Origin of the sequence: Catellatospora sp. IY07-71 (assembly GCF_018326265.1) — a bacterium.
In the GTDB taxonomy this organism is placed as follows: domain Bacteria; phylum Actinomycetota; class Actinomycetes; order Mycobacteriales; family Micromonosporaceae; genus Catellatospora.
In genome coordinates this window covers 1884847-1901770 of the sequence record NZ_AP023360.1, presented here as the reverse complement: position 1 = coordinate 1901770, position 16924 = coordinate 1884847, and the positions used below count along the sequence as shown (strand labels likewise).

At 73.1% G+C, this 16924-nt stretch carries 18 protein-coding genes; 6 read left to right on the top strand and 12 right to left on the bottom strand.

The annotated features are described in order from the left end of the window. From thpR to CS0771_RS08615, 5 genes are all read right to left on the bottom strand, one after another. A complete protein-coding gene (thpR, locus tag CS0771_RS08635; RefSeq protein ID WP_212840527.1) occupies positions 1 to 543 on the bottom strand; it encodes an RNA 2',3'-cyclic phosphodiesterase in 543 nt (180 codons plus the stop codon). Further along, positions 543 to 1091 carry a hypothetical protein gene (locus CS0771_RS08630; RefSeq protein ID WP_212840526.1) on the bottom strand — a complete coding sequence of 183 codons (549 nt, stop codon included), beginning with the start codon at positions 1089 to 1091 and terminating at the stop codon, positions 543 to 545. The genes thpR and CS0771_RS08630 overlap by 1 nt, the downstream gene beginning before the upstream one ends. A gap of 84 nt (positions 1092 to 1175) precedes the next feature. Further along, positions 1176 to 2471: an MFS transporter gene (locus CS0771_RS08625; RefSeq protein ID WP_212840525.1), complete on the bottom strand. Its 1296-nt coding sequence runs from the start codon at positions 2469 to 2471 to the stop codon at positions 1176 to 1178. 160 nt (positions 2472 to 2631) lie between these two features. Then, on the bottom strand, positions 2632 to 3081 hold the full coding sequence (locus CS0771_RS08620) for a MarR family winged helix-turn-helix transcriptional regulator (RefSeq protein ID WP_371821370.1): 450 nt from the start codon (positions 3079 to 3081) through the stop codon (positions 2632 to 2634). A 67-nt stretch (positions 3082 to 3148) separates the two neighbouring features. Beyond that, positions 3149 to 4603: an NCS2 family permease gene (locus tag CS0771_RS08615; RefSeq protein ID WP_244870684.1), complete on the bottom strand. Its 1455-nt coding sequence runs from the start codon at positions 4601 to 4603 to the stop codon at positions 3149 to 3151. Positions 4604 to 4733: 130 nt separating this feature from the next. On the opposite strand from CS0771_RS08615, the gene CS0771_RS08610 reads away from it, so the two are divergent. Continuing rightward, complete coding sequence (locus tag CS0771_RS08610; RefSeq protein ID WP_212840523.1) at positions 4734 to 5495, top strand: DUF3027 domain-containing protein; 762 nt, start codon at positions 4734 to 4736, stop codon at positions 5493 to 5495. 4 nt (positions 5496 to 5499) lie between these two features. Here CS0771_RS08610 and CS0771_RS08605 read toward each other — a convergent pair whose 3' ends face one another. Together CS0771_RS08605 and CS0771_RS08600 are read right to left on the bottom strand one after the other, a co-directional pair. Further along, the gene (locus tag CS0771_RS08605; RefSeq protein WP_212840522.1) at positions 5500 to 6129 is read right to left on the bottom strand and encodes a futalosine hydrolase; all 630 of its coding nucleotides are present in this window, start codon (positions 6127 to 6129) and stop codon (positions 5500 to 5502) included. After that, the gene (locus CS0771_RS08600) at positions 6126 to 7091 is read right to left on the bottom strand and encodes a hypothetical protein (protein ID WP_212840521.1); all 966 of its coding nucleotides are present in this window, start codon (positions 7089 to 7091) and stop codon (positions 6126 to 6128) included. The genes CS0771_RS08605 and CS0771_RS08600 overlap by 4 nt, the downstream gene beginning before the upstream one ends. 92 nt (positions 7092 to 7183) lie before the next feature. On the opposite strand from CS0771_RS08600, the gene CS0771_RS08595 reads away from it, so the two are divergent. Together CS0771_RS08595 and CS0771_RS08590 are read left to right on the top strand one after the other, a co-directional pair. Further along, the gene (locus CS0771_RS08595; RefSeq protein WP_244871327.1) at positions 7184 to 7354 is read left to right on the top strand and encodes a DUF2530 domain-containing protein; all 171 of its coding nucleotides are present in this window, start codon (positions 7184 to 7186) and stop codon (positions 7352 to 7354) included. Further along, on the top strand, positions 7351 to 8154 hold the full coding sequence (locus tag CS0771_RS08590; RefSeq protein WP_212840519.1) for a 1,4-dihydroxy-6-naphthoate synthase: 804 nt from the start codon (positions 7351 to 7353) through the stop codon (positions 8152 to 8154). The genes CS0771_RS08595 and CS0771_RS08590 overlap by 4 nt, the downstream gene beginning before the upstream one ends. Positions 8155 to 8241: 87 nt before the next feature. Here CS0771_RS08590 and CS0771_RS39390 read toward each other — a convergent pair whose 3' ends face one another. Further along, positions 8242 to 8628 (bottom strand): cold-shock protein, encoded by a 387-nt coding sequence (locus CS0771_RS39390; RefSeq protein ID WP_203747762.1) that lies wholly within the window; start codon positions 8626 to 8628, stop codon positions 8242 to 8244. A gap of 190 nt (positions 8629 to 8818) precedes the next feature. On the opposite strand from CS0771_RS39390, the gene CS0771_RS08580 reads away from it, so the two are divergent. Both CS0771_RS08580 and CS0771_RS08575 read left to right on the top strand, forming a co-directional pair. Continuing rightward, a complete protein-coding gene (locus CS0771_RS08580) occupies positions 8819 to 11215 on the top strand; it encodes a helicase-associated domain-containing protein (RefSeq protein WP_212840518.1) in 2397 nt (798 codons plus the stop codon). An 85-nt stretch (positions 11216 to 11300) separates the two neighbouring features. Further along, positions 11301 to 11546, top strand: a complete 246-nt coding sequence (locus CS0771_RS08575) for a hypothetical protein (RefSeq protein WP_212840517.1) — start codon at positions 11301 to 11303, stop codon at positions 11544 to 11546. Between the two features lie 195 nt (positions 11547 to 11741). Here the strand turns inward: CS0771_RS08575 and CS0771_RS08570 are convergent, their stop codons facing one another. Beyond that, positions 11742 to 12566 carry a L,D-transpeptidase family protein gene (locus CS0771_RS08570; RefSeq protein ID WP_244870683.1) on the bottom strand — a complete coding sequence of 275 codons (825 nt, stop codon included), beginning with the start codon at positions 12564 to 12566 and terminating at the stop codon, positions 11742 to 11744. A gap of 135 nt (positions 12567 to 12701) precedes the next feature. On the opposite strand from CS0771_RS08570, the gene CS0771_RS08565 reads away from it, so the two are divergent. After that, positions 12702 to 14375 carry a DNA repair helicase XPB gene (locus CS0771_RS08565; RefSeq protein WP_212840515.1) on the top strand — a complete coding sequence of 558 codons (1674 nt, stop codon included), beginning with the start codon at positions 12702 to 12704 and terminating at the stop codon, positions 14373 to 14375. On the opposite strand, the gene CS0771_RS08560 is transcribed toward CS0771_RS08565, so the two are convergent. From CS0771_RS08560 to CS0771_RS08550, 3 genes are all read right to left on the bottom strand, one after another. After that, positions 14350 to 15069 (bottom strand): helix-turn-helix transcriptional regulator, encoded by a 720-nt coding sequence (locus CS0771_RS08560; protein WP_212840514.1) that lies wholly within the window; start codon positions 15067 to 15069, stop codon positions 14350 to 14352. The genes CS0771_RS08565 and CS0771_RS08560 overlap by 26 nt on opposite strands. A 224-nt stretch (positions 15070 to 15293) precedes the next feature. Beyond that, complete coding sequence (gene ligD / locus CS0771_RS08555) at positions 15294 to 16115, bottom strand: non-homologous end-joining DNA ligase (protein WP_212840513.1); 822 nt, start codon at positions 16113 to 16115, stop codon at positions 15294 to 15296. Beyond that, entirely contained in the window at positions 16112 to 16912 is an 801-nt protein-coding gene (locus CS0771_RS08550) for a DNA ligase (RefSeq protein WP_212845702.1), read from the bottom strand. The genes ligD and CS0771_RS08550 overlap by 4 nt, the downstream gene beginning before the upstream one ends. Positions 16913 to 16924: the final 12 nt, after the last annotated feature.

Genomic DNA, 16924 nt, shown 5'->3' with positions numbered 1-16924 from the left:
TCAGAGCGGGTGGTGGGCGAGGGGGGTGTAGACCGGGTGGGGGCCGAGTTGCGAACTGACCAGGACCAGCTCGGTCACCGGCCAGGCGGGCCCCGCGTAGTCGCGCAGCGTCTCGATGTCAGCGGCCAGGTCGGCGCGGGGGACGCGGTCGCCGGGGCGGGCGATGGTGAGGTGCGGGTTGAAGCGCTTGTCGTCGGGGTGCAGGCGGCGGGCGCGGAGTTCGCGGCGCAGCGTCCGGGTCACGCGGGCCAGGCCGTCGACGTCGCCGGCGACGCCTGCCCAGAGCACCGTGGAGCGGCCGTGGCCGAACTTTCCGCCGCCCTGGAAGCACAGGTCGCCGACCGGGCCGTCCACGGTGGACAGGGCCAGTGCGGCGGCACCTGCGGACTCCTCCGGGACGTCGCCCAGGAAGGCCAGGGTGAGGTGCCAGCGGTCCGTCGCGCCGACCCGTGCCCCGGCCCGGCCGACCGCCAGGCCGCGTACCACGGCGGCCAGGTGGTCCACCGCCTCCGGCGGCGGGAAGACGGCGATGAACAGGCGCATCAGTCCTCCGTGAGGACCACTCCCGCGCCGATGAGCGCGCCCTCGACGCGTACCCGCTCGATCTGCAGATCCAGGCCGGCCACCTCGGTCAGGTGCTCGGCGATGCCCAGGCACTGGCAGGCGTCGCGCAGCGCCTGGTCGTAGCGGACGTCGTCGCGGTCCAGCTCGCGCAGCCGGTCCACGATCTCCTCGAACGGCACCGGGGCCGGTCCCGCCGAGGCGGGCTGCGGCAGCCAGTCCGGCGCGAGCCCGACGGCGTTGAGCCGCTGCGCGGCGAACTGCACCATGCCCTCGCGGGCGGCGACGATGGCGACCCCGGCGACCCGGGCCGCGGCGACCCAGGGCGGGCCGGCGGGCGGGGCGGGGGCGAACGCGCGCTCCAGCCGGTCGAGGGTGCGCTGCTCGTGCCACGAGTCGCGGACCTGGCCGGCCCTGCTGCGTACGTGCGCGACGACATCGTCGGCACAGATGACCGCGGCGATGGCGGCGGGCATGCCGACCAGCGCCATCACGCCGAGCGTGAGCGGAAGAGCGCTTTCAGTCGTCACATCAACCGACCCTATGCCCTGCGGTGCTTACGACGCCACCTGGATACCCTGTCGCCACCGCGACGACACCCGTCAGTGTGCCCGTCACGCCGCCGCCACCGGCTCGGCGTGCACGACGCGGACCCGCGGGGTGGGGCGGGCCTGGAAGGCCAGCCGGTCACCGGCGTGCCGCAGCTGCCAGATCAGCGCCGCGACCGCGGCCACCAGCGAGACGGCGCCGCCCAGCCAGATGCTGGCCGCCGCCCCGAAGGTCTCCGCGATCCAGCTGATGATCATCGAGCCGATCGGCGCGGTGCCCAGGAAGATCAGCACGTAGAGCGCCATCACCCGGCCCCGGAACGCGCCGTCCACGCCCAGCTGGACGCGCTGGTTGGCGGCCTGGGCCAGGAACACGGTGCTGAAGCCGGTCGGCACCAGCAGCGCCAGCACCAGCCACTTGTACGGCGCGAACCCGACCGCGACCGCCAGCAGGCCGAACGCGACCGCGGCGGCGAGCAGCAGGTACACCGAGGGGCGGCCCTTGCGGGCGGTGCCGGCCAGCGCACCGGCCAGCGAGCCGACCGCGAGCGCCGTGTTGAACAGGCCGAAGGTGGCCGCGCCGGTGGCGAACACGGTCTTGGCCAGCAGCGCCAAGGTGAGCTGGAAGTTGTAGCCGAACATCGCGATGACGAACATCATCACCATGGGCAGCAGCAGGTCGTGCCGGGTGCGCACGTAGCGCAGGCCGTCGCCGACCTTCGCCTTCTCCCGCTCGGCCAGCGGGGGCAGCTCGGGCCGGTGCAGCTCGGCGGGGACCATGCGCGCCTGCATGATCACCGGGGCGATCGCCATGACGGTGCTGACCAGGAACACGGTGCCGGTGCCGAGCACGGCGATGGCGACGCCGGCCAGGGCCGGGCCGGTGATGCGGGCGGTCTGGAAGGTGGCCGCGGACAGCGACAGCGCGTTGGGCAGCAGCGGCTTGCCGACCAGCTCGGAGACGAACGCCTGGCGCACCGGGGTCTCGACGGCCTGGGCGATGCCGAGCAGCAGCGCGAAGATCATGATGTGCCAGAGCTGGATGGCGCCGGTGGCCACCAGCACGGCCTGCACGATGGCCAGCACCGCCCACGCGCCGTTGGAGATCATCAGCAGGGTGCGCTTGTCGAAGCGGTCGGCGAGCGTGCCGGCGTACAGGGTGAGCAGCATGACCGGCACGAACTGCAGTGCGGTGACCAGGCCCAGCGCGGTCGGGGAGTCGTGGCTCAGCTCCAGGACCAGCCAGTCCTGGGCGACGTACATCATCCACACGCCGATCAGCTTGATCAGCTGACCGCCCGCGAAGAGCCGGTAGTTTCGGACCGTCAGGGAACGGAAGGTGGTGCTCAGTCGTGCCCGCACGCGGAGTGCGCCTCCTCGGATAGCCTTCGCCGCTCGCCGGCCGGGGGTTCCGGTCGGTTCGGACGGATCAGGCCTTCCTCGGCGATCATCCCGGGCTCCGCCAGTGGCTCGTCCCGATGCCCCGCCTGAACGGCGGACCATCGAGGACTCCCCACCGGCGTCAGTCGCGGGCGAGCCGCTCCAGCAGGGCCGCGGCGCGGGCCACGGTCTCCCGTTCCACGGCGCTCAGCTCGGCCAGTTTCCCGGCCAGCCACTCGTCGCGGACCCGTTGGTAGTCCTCGAGCACCGCGAGCCCCTGGTCGCTGGGCGACAGCAGCACCTGCCGCCCGTCGGTGGGGTGCGGGGTCCGGCTGATCAGACCGCGTTCCTCCAGCTTGGCCACGATCTTGGTCATCGTGGGCGGCTGCACCCGCTCGGCCTCGGACAGCTCGCGCGGGGTGAGCGCGCCGCCGATGCGAAGGCTGGTCAGAGCCGACAGCTGGGTCACGGTGAGATCGCCGACCGGGCGCTCCTGGCGCAACCGCCGGTTGAGCCGGGTGATGGCGTCGCGGAGCCGCTCGGTCAGCTCCTCGGGAGTAGCCTGCGCCACCATCACCACCTGCTCCGTCACGCTTCTTAGCTTAGCTAATAAGCCTGGCTAACGATATGCCTTTACCGAGGTGAGCGCGGTCACGCTCTCAGAAAACCAGCTTCTCGAGCGCGCCCACGCAGAAATAGACCACGAAGAGGAGCGCCACGATCCACAGCAGCGGGTGCACGTCCCGCAGCTTGCCCTTGACCAGCTTGATCAGCACGTACGTGATCACGCCCGCGCCGATGCCGTTGGAGATCGAGTAGGTGAACGGCATCAGCACGATCGCCAGGAACGCCGGGATGCCGATCTCGTAGTCGGTCCAGTCGATGTTGCGTACCGCGGTCATCATCAGGAAGCCCACGATGATCAGCGCCACTGAGGCGGCCTCGAACGGCACCACCGTGACCAGCGGCGACAGGAACATCGCCAGCAGGAACAGGGCACCGGTGACGAGGTTGGCGAAACCGGTCCGCGCCCCCTCGGCCACACCCGCCGCGCTCTCGATGTACGACGTGTTGCTCGACGTGCTCGCCGCGCCGCCGGCCGCGGCCGCGATCGAGTCGACCAGCAGGATCTCCCGGGTCCGCGGCACCATGCCGTCCTCGGCCAGCATGTCGCCCTCCTGGGCGACGGCGACCATGGTCCCCATCGTGTCGAAGAAGTCCGTGAGCAGCAGCGTGAACACGAACATCGCGGCCACCACCGGACCCGCGGTCTCCCAACCGCCGAGCACGTTGAAGTTCCCGAGCAGGGACAGGTCCGGCGTGCTGATCCACTGGTTCGGGATGACCGGCACGTTCAGGCTCCAGCCGGCCGGGGAGCCGTTCGGGCCGCCCATCGGGCCCACGTCGGCGATCGCCTCCACGATGATCGCGAGCACGGTGGAGCCGATGATGCCGATCAGGATCGCGCCCTTGACCTTCCGCACCACCAGCACGATCGTCGCCAGCAGGCCGATCACGAAGACCAGACCCGGCCAGGTCACGATCTTGCCGCCGATGCCCAGGCCGATCGGGGGCGAGCCCTGGCCGGTCGAGCGGACGAAGCCCGCGTCGACGAGGCCGATGATGGTCAGGAACAGGCCGATGCCGACGCCGATCGCGGTCTTCAGCTGCATCGGCACGCTGTGGAAGACCGCCTGGCGCAGGCCCGTCAGCACCAGGATGCCGATCAGCACGCCCTCGATGACCACCAGGCCCATCGCGTCGGCCCAGGTCATCTGCGGTGCGATCTCGTACGCCACGAGGGCGTTGACGCCGAGACCCGCCGCCAGCGCGAGCGGGAACCGGCCCACCACGCCCATCAGGATGGTCAGGACGCCCGCCATCAGCGCGGTCACCGCGGCGATCGCCGCCAGACCGCCCATCTCCGGCGTGGCCAGCGGCTGCTCGAACTTGTCCTTGCCCCCGCCGAGGATGAGCGGGTTGAGGACCACGATGTAGGCCATCGTGAAGAAAGTGGCCAGGCCACCACGCACCTCGCGGGACATCGTCGACCCGCGGGCGGAGATCTCGAAGTAACGGTCGATCCCGCCGACCGCACCGCCTGCTGTGCTCATGGGCCGCATCGTTCCAGATCGACGGCGGATTGTGTACCGACCCACGGAACCGGTATGGGAGCGAAACAACGGTGATATCGGCGGCCGGGACAGCCGGGTCCGCGAAGCGCCGTGTCAGCGATAAGCAAGAATGGGGGACGTGACCAGGACCGCCACCCGCGCCCCGAAAGTCGACCAGGCCTGCGCCGAGGCCGTCGAGATCGCCCGTGCCGCGATCACCGAGGATCCCGGCCACGTCGGCGAGCATCTGAACGTGACCGCCGAGGGCGACCGCGTGGTCACCCACTACTTCGCCTGCGACCTGCCCGGCTACCGCGGCTGGCAGTGGGCCGTCACGGTGACCCGGGCCCCGCGCAGCAAACACGTCACCGTGTGCGAGACGGTGCTGCTGCCCGGCGGCGACGCGCTGCTCGCTCCCGGCTGGGTGCCCTGGCACGAGCGGCTGCACCCCGGTGACCTGGGCGTCGGCGACCTGCTGCCCACGCCCGAGGACGACGACCGGCTCACTCCCGGCTACATGCTCGGCGGCGACCCCGAGGTCGACGACGTCGCCTGGGAGCTGGGCCTGGGCCGCCCGCGCATCCTGTCCCCGCTCGGCCGCGAGGAGGCCGCCCAGCGCTGGTACGACGGCGACCCCGGCCCCGACGCGCCCATCTCGGTCGCCGCGCCGCGCACCGCGCGCTGCGTCTCGTGCGCGTTCTACGTGCGGCTGAACGGCGCGCTCGGCCGGATGTTCGGCGCCTGCACCAATGTGTACGCCCCCGACGACGGCCGGGTGGTCTCGCTCGACCACGGCTGCGGCGGCCACTCCGAGGTGCTGATCGACGAGACCGTCATCCCGGCCCCGCCCACCATCTACGACGACGGCGGCGTCGAAGAGGTCGAGGTCTGACGGCTCAGCCGAGCAGGGTCGCGAAGGCCGGGGCCGCGTGGGTGAGCGCGGCCAGGGCGTCGCCGATGCGCCAGGCGGCGCGGTCCCGCGGGCCGACCGGGTTCGAGATGGTACGCAGCTCCGCGAAGGGCAGCCCGGCTCCCTGCGCGGCGCAGGCCACCCCGTAGCCCTCCATCGCCTCGGCGAGCGCGGCGGGGTGCCGGCGCAGCAGCTCGGCGGTGCCCGCGGCCGTGCCGGTCACCGTGGACACGGTCAGCACGTCGCCGACCGCCGCACCCGGCAGCGCCGCGCGCAGCCGCTCCAGCAGCCCGGCGTCGACCGGCGCGACCGCGCTGCCGAAGCCCAGCTCGTCGAGGCTGAGGAAGCCGTCGGGCGAGTCCGCGCCGAGATCGGCGGCGATGCTACGGCTGGCCAGCACGGTCACGCCCGGCGCCAGGCCGATCCCGCCGCCGATGCCCGCCGACACCACCGCCCGGTAACGGCCCCCGGCCAGCGCCAGCAGCCGGGCCGTGCCCGCCGCCGCGGCGGCCGGACCCACCCCCACCGGCGCGACCAGCACGTCCACTCCGGCGGGCAGCCCGCGCGCCACGGCCTGCGCCTCGGCGTCCACCGCCGTCACCACCAGCAGCGTCATTTCCTGCTCCCCTCGTCGCCCGGCTCCAGCGACGACGGACGGTACACGTGGAAGCCCTCCGGGATGGTGGGCTGGTCCTGGCGCGGCTGCCGCTGCGGCGGCGGCGTGGCCGTCCCGTCGCCGCCCCGGCCGGACCGGGCCGGGCCCGACCCGCCGGACCGAGTGTCAGCGGAGCCCACGCGGCCCGAGCCGGCACCGGTGCCACCCGAGCGGCCCGATCCGGCCCCACCCGTGCCGCCCGAGACCGCGCTGCCCGAGCCGGCACCACCGACGCCGGTCGGGCCCGCCGCGCCGCCCGGCGCGGGCAGGCGCAGCGCGAGCAGGGCGCCGACCGTCAGCAGGACGGCGGCCACCCACATCGGCCAGCCGTTCACGAACGCGCCGATGACGACACCGGTCACGCCGGTCATCAGGCCCGCGATCAGCGCGTACTGGCTCGCGTGCCACAGCGTGGCCCACGGGCGCACGCCGAGGGCGAGCAGGCGGCGCAGCAGGGTCAGGTGCACGGCCCACTGCGGCACCATCAGCGCCACCAGCGCCAGCACCAGCAGCCCGGCGCTGCCGAGCCACTGCGCGGCGAGGATCGTGGCCACACCCCGGCCCACGAGGGTGAGGCCGATCACCGCGCGGCCCGCCGCCGGGCGGTGTCCGATCAGCAGCGCGGCCGGGATCGCCAGGCCCACCCCGAGCAGGGCCGCCGCCCACACGTGCGGCGCGACGGGCGCGTTCGCCAGCCAGAGCAGTCCCGCCAGCAGCGACAGGTCCGCGGCGACGACCACGGCGTGCAGGTCGAACAGGCGGGCCACGCCGGTGACCCCGTTCGAACCCTGCACCCGGACCCGCAGCGCGGTCCGGGTCAGCCAGCGGATGCCGACCACCGAGCGGCTGACCGTGGCGATGAGCACCCGGACGATCCGGACCAGCACGTCCGCGAGGCGCTGGAGGGTTTGCAGCAGGGGCATGGTGACATCCTGCCAGCGCGTAACCTGTCAGCGTGCCTCTGGAACCACCCAAACCGCTGGACCCGCCGACCGTGCCCTTCGCCCTCGCCGGGATGGCCGCGTTCGCACTGGTCGGCCTCGTGCTGCTGCTCAACCGGGACTGGCTGACCGCCAACGGCCACGAGAGCTGGCTGTCCATCTGCGTCGCGGGCGTGATCTGGGGCATCCCCGGGCTGCTCACGATGATCGTGCACGACCGGCACCGGAAGGCCCGCCGCTCGTGAGGATCGCCTTCTCGCCCTGCCCGAACGACACGTTCGTCTTCCATGCGCTGGTGCACGGCCTGGTGCCGGGCGCGCCGGAGCTGGACGTCACCTTCGCCGACGTGGACGTCACCAACACCGCCGCGCTCGACGGCCGGTTCGACCTGGTCAAGGTCAGCTATGCGGCGCTGCCTTGGCTGCTGGACGCGTACGAGCTGCTGCCCTGCGGCGGCGCGCTGGGCCGCGGCTGCGGGCCGTTGCTGCTCACGGCGGGTCGGGGTGACATCTCCGGGGCGACCGTGGCCGTGCCCGGCGACCGCACCACGGCGTATCTGCTCTTCCGGCTGTGGGCCGCGCAGACCGGGCAGGTCCCGGGCCGCATCGAGGTGGTGCCGTTCCACGAGATCATGCCCGGGGTCGCCGCCGGCCGCTACGACGCCGGCCTGGTCATCCACGAGGCCCGCTTCACCTACCAGCGCTTCGGCCTGACCAGCCTCGTCGACCTCGGCGAGTGGTGGGAGGGCGACACCGGGCTGCCCATCCCGCTCGGCGCCATCCTGGCCAAGCGCGGCACCGTGGACGCCGCCGCGGCCACCGAGTGGATCCGCGCCTCCGTCCGGGCCGCCTGGGCCGACCCCGAAGCCAGCCGCGCGTACGTGCTCGCGCACGCGCAGGAGATGGAGCCGGACGTCGTCGACCAGCACATCAAGCTGTACGTCAACGAGTTCACCGAGGACCTCGGCGCCGACGGGCTCGCCGCCGCCCGCGCCCTCCTCCACCGCGCCGCCGCCGCGAACCTCGTCCCGCCGGCCGGCCTTTAGCCATCGATCAACAGACTTGCCTGGCACTCGGGCGTATCCGGTACCCCGGAGTGCCCATGTGCCAGGCAAGTCGAACGATCTTGAAGGTCAGATCTCGAGTTCGCGGGCGATGGCGTGGAGCGCCTCGGCGATCTTCTGGGCGCCCTTCTTCTCCGGGTAGCGGCCGCGCTTGAGGTCGGGCAGGATCCGGGCCTCCAGCACCTTGATCATGTCCTCGATCATGTCGTTCAGGTCCTCGGCCGGGCGGCGGCGCAGCTCCTGCAGCGACGGCGGCGCGTCGATCAGCTGCACCTGCAGCGCCTGGTCGCCCTTGCGGCCCGCCGCGACGCCGAACTCGACCTTCTGGCCGGGCTTGAGCTCACCGACGCCGTTGGGCAGCGCGGCCTTGTGCACGAAGACGTCCCCACCATCGTCCCGGGTCAGGAAACCGAATCCCTTCTCCGTGTCGTACCACTTCACGCGACCCGTAGGCACCGCTGCACACCTGCTTCTTCCCCGCGGGCGGCCGGCGCCCGCCACGTCTGATTGGCCACGCCGACGGTGGCCCGCTGACAAGGCTAGCGATCGTGATCCGGGCACCCAACTGGAATCCCCGCTTCCGCGCCGCCGTACCGTCCTTCCGACTGCCGCGCGCACCCCCGGAACCGGCTAGCGTGGAGGCACGATGAGCATCGAGTTCGCCGACCACCTTCGCGCGCTGTCCGACGACACCCTCGGCGCGCTGCTGCGCCTGCGCCCCGACCTGATCACGCCCGTGCCCACGGACCTGACGGTGCTGGCCGCGCGGGCCCAGACCCGGGTGTCGGTGGCCCGTACGCTCGACACGCTCGACCGGTTCACGCTGGAGATCCTCGACGCGGTCCGGCTCACCCGGTCGCCTTCGGACGGCACCACCTCCGCCGCCGCGGTCGTCGCGATGGCCTGCGCCCCGGTCGGCGGCCCGGAACCGGCCCGGGTCACCGAGGCGCTGCAGCGGCTGCGCGAGCGCGCGCTGCTCTACCCGGCCCGCCCCGGCGAGGACAGCCTGCGGCTGGTGGCCACGGTCGACGAGGTCTGCTCGCCGTACCTGGCCGGCCTGGGCCGACCCGCCGTCGAGCTGGACACCGCCGCCGAGCTGCAGGGCGCGGTGGTCGCGCTGGTCAACGACCCGGCCCGGCTGCGGCGCACGCTGCTCGCCGCGCCGCCCGCCGCGCGCGCCGTGCTGGACCGGCTCGCCGAGGGCCCGCCCGTGGGCACCACGGTCAACCGCACCGAGCCGGTGACCTGGCTGCTGGAGCACCACCTGCTCGTGGAGACCACCGAGGGCGCCGTCGAGCTGCCCCGCGAGCTGGGCCTGCTGCTGCGCCGCGACGCCGGGCCGCTCGGCCCGCTGCACCCGCTGCCGCCCGCGATCGGTGCCGGGCCGCGCGCCGTGACCACGGTGGACCGGGCCGGGGCGGGGCAGGCGATGACCGCCGTACGGCACACCGAGGACCTGCTGGAGGCGCTGGGCGAGGAGCCGCCGACCGTGCTGCGCGGCGGCGGCATGGGCGTGCTGCCGCTGCGGCGGCTGGCCAAGGCCGCCGGGATCACCGAGCAGCTCGCCGGGCTGCTGCTGGAGACGGCGTACGCGGCCGGGCTGCTGGGCGAGGTGGAGCTGGGCAGCGAGACGGTGTTCCTGCCCGCCGCCGGGTACGACGACTGGCGCGTCGCGCCGCTGGCCCAGCGCTGGGCGCGGCTGGCCGAGGCGTGGCTGGCCATGCCCCGCCAGCCCGCGCTGGCCGGGCAGCGCGACCTCAAGGACAAGCCGCTGACCGTGCTGTCGCCGCAGCTGGAGCGGGCGGGCACGCCGGCCGCCCGGCGCGCGGTGCTCGCGGCACTGGGCGCGCTGGTGCCCGGCACCGGGCCGGACGCCGACGAGCTGCTGGAGTGGCTGCGCTGGCAGGCTCCGCGCCGCCTGCGCGGGCGCGAGGAGCTGCATCGCGAGGCGCTGTCCGAGGCCGCCGACCTGGGCGTCACCGGGCTCGGCGCGCTCACCGGATACGGGCGGGAGCTGGTGGCGCTTACCGAGTCGGTGCCGTCCGACGAGGACCCGCTCGGGCAGCGGCCCGAGGCGGTGCTGCCCCGGGAGCAGACCCCGCTGGTCGTCGCGCTGGCCGAGCTGCTGCCGCCGCCCGTCGACCACGTGCTGGTCCAGGCGGACCTGACCGTCGTGGTGCCCGGCCCGCCCGAACCGGCGCTGGCCGCCGAGCTGGACCTGGTCGCCGAGCACGAGTCCGGCGGCGGTGCGAGCGTGTACCGGGTGACCGCGGCGAGCCTGCGCCGGGCGCTGGACGCCGGGTACGCCGCGCCGGACCTGCATGCGCTGTTCGCCCTCCGCTCGAAGACCACGGTGCCGCAGGCGCTGACCTACCTGGTGGACGACGTGTCGCGGACCCACGGCGGGCTGCGCACCGGCACCGCGGGGGCGTACCTGCGCAGCGACGACGAGGGCCTGGTGTCCGCCGCGCTGGCCGACCGGCGGCTGTCGGGACTGCAGCTGCGCCGGCTCGCCCCGACCGTGCTGATCACCCCGTTCACGTCGGGGCGGCTGCTGACCGCGCTGCGCGACGCCGGATACGCCCCCGTGCCCGAGGACGCGACCGGGGCGGCCGTGCTGACCAAGCCCAGGGCGCGCCGGGCCCCCGCACGCGCGGCGCTGCAGGCCCAGCCGGACGCGCTGGACGCGCCGGGCCTGACCGAGCCGCGACTGCTCGGCATCGTGGAGGAGATCCGGCGTGGCGACGCCCGCGCGCGGGCCGCCCGCCGCGCCCCGGACGCCGTACGCGCCGCCGCCGGGCAGCCGATGTCCAGCCTCACCGCCGTGCAGGCGCACAGCCACGCGCTGGCGGTGCTGCAGCAGGCGGTCCGGGACAAGGCCAAGGTCTGGGTGGGGTATGTGGACGCGCACGGCGCGAACGCCTCCCGGCTGGTCCGCCCGGTGTCCATCGGGGCCGGCTACCTGCGCGCCGAGGACGACCGTACGCAGACCCTGCACACCTTCGCGCTGCATCGGATCACCGCGGCGGCGCCGGCCGAGTGAGCCGCGTATCCCCCTAATGCCTGGCAATTCAGCCGCAAGCGGGCGCTTGATGGCACGCTGGAGGCAGGGAAGGGATGAGGGGACGATGACGACTGATCAGGAGTCGGCGCACGAGCAGGCCGAGCCGGTACCCGTACCGGCGGGCGGCCTGTCCCGGCGCGTGAAAGTGATCATCGGCGGCATCGGCGGGGGCCTGGTCGCCTGGTTCTTCTTCGCCTGGCTCGGCCTCAAGCGCAACATCGTGGACGCCGCGGGCGAGTCGATCGGCAGCGGCATCCTGTTGCTGCTGCTGTTCTCGATCGCCGGAGCGACCCAGCGCAGCCGCCGCTGAACCGGCCCGGACACGATGATGGGCCGTGGCTGCCCCTGACCACCACGGCCCATCCGACGCGTTGCGCTCGCCCCCGTTTGGCGCCCCGAACGCGCACGGCAATCGGATTACGCACGGCGGGTGGTAAGCGGTTGCGACTTCACGCCGGATTCAGCCGAAAGAACGACATGCTTCGACCATCCGGATGAGTCGGCGTCAGGTGCCGGAGCGGCGCCCGAAGATCTTGACGGTGGTGCCGGTCTTGAGCGTGTTCCAGAACTTCACCGCGTCGGCGGGCAGCAGGTTGATGCATCCGTGCGAGCCGATGGCGCCGTTGTGGATGTACGTCGTGGTCTGGTGGAAACCGCTTCCACCCACCACCCGCTGCCAGTACGGCAGCCAGACGTCCCACTCCTCGGACCAGTTCTTCAGCTGCCGATCGTGGATCTTGAAGGTGCCGGTGTCGGTGGCATAGCCGGCCATGCCGGTGCGCGTCACGGTCGGGCCGTAGACGATCTTCCCGCCGTTCATGATCCAGACGGTCTGGTTGGTGAGGTCCACGCACGCGGTCAGCCCCGTCCCCGCGCCGCACCGGCTCGCCGTGCTCTTCAGCAGCCGCTGCGAGACGCTGCGGGTCATCGGGCCGGCCTTGCCGTTGTACGGCCGGATGTCGAACCGCTTCTGGAACTTCTTGATCGCGGCACAGTCCGCGGCGGACTGCTTGCCGTCCACCGTCACCGTGCCGTAGCCGCCGAGCGTGGCCAGCGCCTGCTCGACCTCCTTCTGGTACTCCCCCTGCGCGCAGGAGGCGGCCGTCGGGCTCTTCGTCGGCTTGGCCGTGGGCGACTTCGTCGGCTTCGGCGAGACGGCCGCCGTGGGCGAGGGCGCCACGCTCGGCGTCGCCGCGGGCGCCGGGCTGGTCAGGCCGTCGGTGGCGGACACGAAACCGGGCCGCTGGGCCTCCGCCTTCCCGTCCGGGCCGCAGCCGGCCGCCAGGGTCAGTGTCGCGACCGCCAGCAGGCACGTGAGGGTACGACGCACCAGAGCCTCCCCAGGTGAACGATCCGCCGGTGACGGCATGATAGACGCTCATGTTCGTCTGCGGGTTGTCGGCCGATCGGGCATGACGTGGGAGACTGGAGTGTTGTCCCGGCACCGCCCCAGCGTGAGGTGAGCATGACGAACGGGCCGCTGATCGTCCAGTCCGACAAGACCCTGCTGCTCGAGGTCGACCACCCCGACGCCTCCGCCTGCCGGATGGCGATCGCCCCGTTCGCCGAGCTGGAACGCTCGCCGGAGCACATGCACACCTACCGGCTGACGCCGCTGGGCCTGTGGAACGCGCGCGCGGCGGGCCACGACGCGGAGAGCGTGGTGGACGCGCTGCTGCGCTTCTCCCGCTACCCCGTGCCGCACTCGCTGCTGGTGGACGTCGCCGAGACGATGGACCGCTACGGCCGGCTCCAGCTGCTCAACGACCCCGCGCACGGCCTGGTGCTGCGCGGCCTGGACCGCGCGGTGCTGGTCGAGGTGGCCAAGTCGAAGAAGCTCGCCGGGATGCTCGGCGCGCAGCTCGACCCCGACACCATCGCCGTGCACGGCTCCGAGCGCGGCCACCTCAAGCAGGTCCTGCTGAAGCTCGGCTGGCCCGCCGAGGACCTCGCCGGTTACGTCGACGGCGAGGCGCACCCGATCGCGCTGCGCGAGGACGGCTGGCACCTGCGCTCGTACCAGCGGGAGGCGGTCGAGCACTTCACCGCGGGCGGCTCGGGCGTGGTGGTGCTGCCCTGCGGCGCGGGCAAGACCCTGGTCGGCGCGGCGGCCATGGCCGACGTCAGCGCGACCACGCTGATCCTGGTGACGAACACGGTCGCGGGGCGCCAGTGGCGCCGCGAACTGCTGGCCCGCACCACCCTCACCGAGGACGAGATCGGGGAGTACTCCGGCGAGCGCAAGGAGATCCGCCCCGTCACCATCGCCACCTACCAGGTGCTCACCACGCGCCGTAACGGCACGTTCCCGCACCTCAACGTGTTCGACGCGCGCGACTGGGGGCTGATCGTCTACGACGAGGTGCACCTGCTGCCCGCGCCGATGTTCCGGTTCACCGCGGACCTGCAGGCCCGCCGCCGGCTGGGCCTGACCGCCACCCTGGTCCGCGAGGACGGCAAGGAGGGCGACGTCTTCAGCCTGATCGGGCCGAAGCGCTACGACGCGCCGTGGAAGGACATCGAGTCGCAGGGCTGGATCGCGCCCGCCGACTGCACCGAGGTCCGGGTGACCCTGCCCGACCGGGACCGGCTGGCGTACGCGGCGGTCGAGCCGGAGGAGAAGTACAAGTTCGCGGCCACCGCCGACGCGAAGCTGCCGGTGATCAAGGCGCTGATCGAGCGGCACGCCGACGAGCAGGTGCTGGTCATCGGGGCGTACCTGGAGCAGCTGCACGACATCGGCCGGTTCCTGGAGGAGGAGGGGGTGCCCGCGCCGATCGTGCACGGCGGCACCACCACCAAGGAGCGCGAGCGGCTGTTCGACGCGTTCCGCGCGGGCGAGCTGCGCGCGCTGATCCTGTCCAAGGTCGGCAACTTCTCCATCGACCTGCCCGAGGCGGCGGTCGCGGTGCAGGTGTCGGGCACGTTCGGCTCGCGTCAGGAGGAGGCGCAGCGCCTCGGCCGGGTCCTGCGGCCCAAGGGCGACGGCCGCCAGGCGCACTTCTACACGGTCGTCTCGCGCGACACCATCGACACCGAGTACGCCGCCCACCGCCAGCGCTTCCTCGCCGAGCAGGGGTACGCCTACACCATCGTGGACGCCGACGACGTGCTCACCGAGCCGCCCGCAGCCGGCTGAGCACCCGCGCCACGACAGGGAAGTCGGCTTCCACCTCGGGCAGCGCCCGCACCGCCGCCCGGTGCTCCTCACCCGCCCCGAACCCGGGCACGGTGACGAGCACCGGCGGCGGCAGCTCCGCGACGAGCCGCACCGCCAGCTCCACCAGCCCGTTGCCCCACCGCAGCGGCCCCGCCGCGCGCGGATCCGGATCACCCCACCCGAGCTCCCCCGACCGCTCGTCGTAACGCCGCAGCCCCACCCGCCTGACCCACTCGGCCAGCGCGTCCACCTCGCCCTCCGCCACCAGCAGATCGAGCCGCCGCGCCACCACCGGCACCCCTTGCAGCAGCGCGGCCCCTTCGCCATCGAGCAGGTAGGCGAACCCCGGCCGGTGCCGCGTGCTCAGCAGCCTCAGGTCGGCGAGCACCATGTTCTGCCGCCCGGACAGACCGGCCCGTACCTTCTCGATCTCCGCGTCCAGCCCGCTGCCCGCCGCCTCGACCGCCACCCGCAGCTGCAGCCCCAGCTCCCCGAACAGCCGGTCCGCCACGGTGCTGGTCACCGTCCGCCGGCCACTCTCGAACCGCGACACCTGCTGCTGGGGCAGCCCCACGCGGCGGGCGAGCTCCGCCTGGCTCATGCCGCGCCGCTGCCGCTCGCCCGCCAGCAGCCACCCGAGCTCCCCGGCCAGTCCTGCCCGCTCCTCATCCACAGCCCGATCCTGCCGATCCACCGAGCGCCACGACAGGGGCTGTGGACAACCGGGCTCTGGACAACCCGGCGGGGCGGGCACCATGTCACGACAGTCCACAACTTCTGGGATGTAGCTACATCCCAGAAGTTGTGAACCCGCAGCCGATACCCATGCCCGAGACGAGCGAGCGCCCGATGCGCACGGTCCGATCGGACCGGGAGCGGATGCGGGAGGCACCGTGGTCAGCCGAGCAGGCCGGCGTGGAGATCGCCGAGGTGGGCGACGCGGTCGAGGACCTCGGCGGGGCCGAAGGAGGCGGCGATGAAGTCACCTTTGGCCACCTCGTCCCAGGTCAGGGGAGCGGAGACGGTGGGTGTGGGACCGGCGCGCAGGGAGTAGACGCATACCGTCGTCTTGGCCTGGTTGTTCTGACTCCAGTCGATGAAGACCTTGCCGGGGCGCAGTTCCTTGGCCATCTGATCGGTGATCAGGCCCTTCGCCGCGGCGGCGAACTCGGCCGCGATGCCGCGGGCGTACTCGGCGACCTCGTCGAAGCTGCCCGAGAAGGTGCTGCTGACCTGCATGCCTTTCCGGCCCGAGGTCTTGGGGAAGGCCGGGCGGCCGTCGACGGCGAGGCGGTCGCGCAGGGCCAGGGCCACCGCGCGGCACTCGTCCAGTCCCGTCCCGGGGCCGGGGTCCAGGTCGAAGACGACGCGGTCGGGGCCGGGGGCGCCGACCAGCCACTGGTGGGTGTGCAGTTCGAGCGCGGCGAGGTTGGCCAGCCAGACCAGGGCGGCGATCTCGTTGCAGATGATCAGGCCGTCGGGCGAGGTCGGGATCCAGGCGGGCTTCTTGGCCGGGGCGTTCTTCTCGAAGAAGCCGGGGCGGTCGGCGCCGTCGGGGAAGCGGATGCGGGTCAGCGCGCGGTCGCGCAGGTGCGGCAGGATCACCGAGGCGATCCGGTGGTAGTAGTCGATCACCTCCGCCTTGGTGGTGCCGTCGGGGTAGAGCGGCTTGTCCAGGTTGGAGAGCGTCAGCTCGCGGGCGTCGACCCTGACCTTCATCCGCAGTCCTCGCCCACGCAGTCGCCGGGCAGCTTGTCGGGTCGCAGCCGCAGGAACACCGGGAAGCGCAGCCGCCCGTCGGGGGTGATCTCGCTGTAGCGGACCTCCACCACGAGCAGCGGCTCCACCCAGGCGCCGGCCTCGGCCGGGCCGGTGAACGGCGACGCCTCGCGGGAAAGCTCCCGCAGCACCGGCAGCAGCGCCCGCTCCACCCGCACGGTCAGGCCGCCGCCGACCCGCCCCCGGTAGCGCAGCGTGCCGTCCGGCAGCGGGGTGCCGATCAGCAGCGCGCCGAGCGGGTGGGCGCCGGGCCGCCAGCCGCCGATCACGAACTCGCCGGTGCGTACGAACTTCCACTTGACCCAGTCGGGCGAGCGCATCCCGGGCTGGTAGCGGGAAGACCGGCGCTTGGCGACCACACCCTCCAGGCCCAGCTCACGCGCGGCGGCGACGACGGCCTGGCCGTCCTCGAAGCTCGGCGACACCGTGGCCAGACCCAGCCCGTCCAGCACCGCCCGGCGCTCGTCGTAGGCGAGGTCGAGCCGGATCACGTCGAACGCCACGTACACCGGGGGCACGCCCTGCTGCAGGGCCTGGAAGCTGGGCCTGCCGTGCGCGTCGAAGGCGACCAGCTCACCGTCGAGCACCTCGGCCAGCTCGGGCATGCGCGGCCCGGTCAGCTGCCGCCCGGACCGGCCGTGGAAGCGCCCGGCGGCGTAGACGGCCCGGAAGCCGTCCCACTTCACCTCGTACGCCCACTGCGGGCCGCTGGGCAGCGGGCCGGCCGTAGCCAGCATCGGCGCGTACCG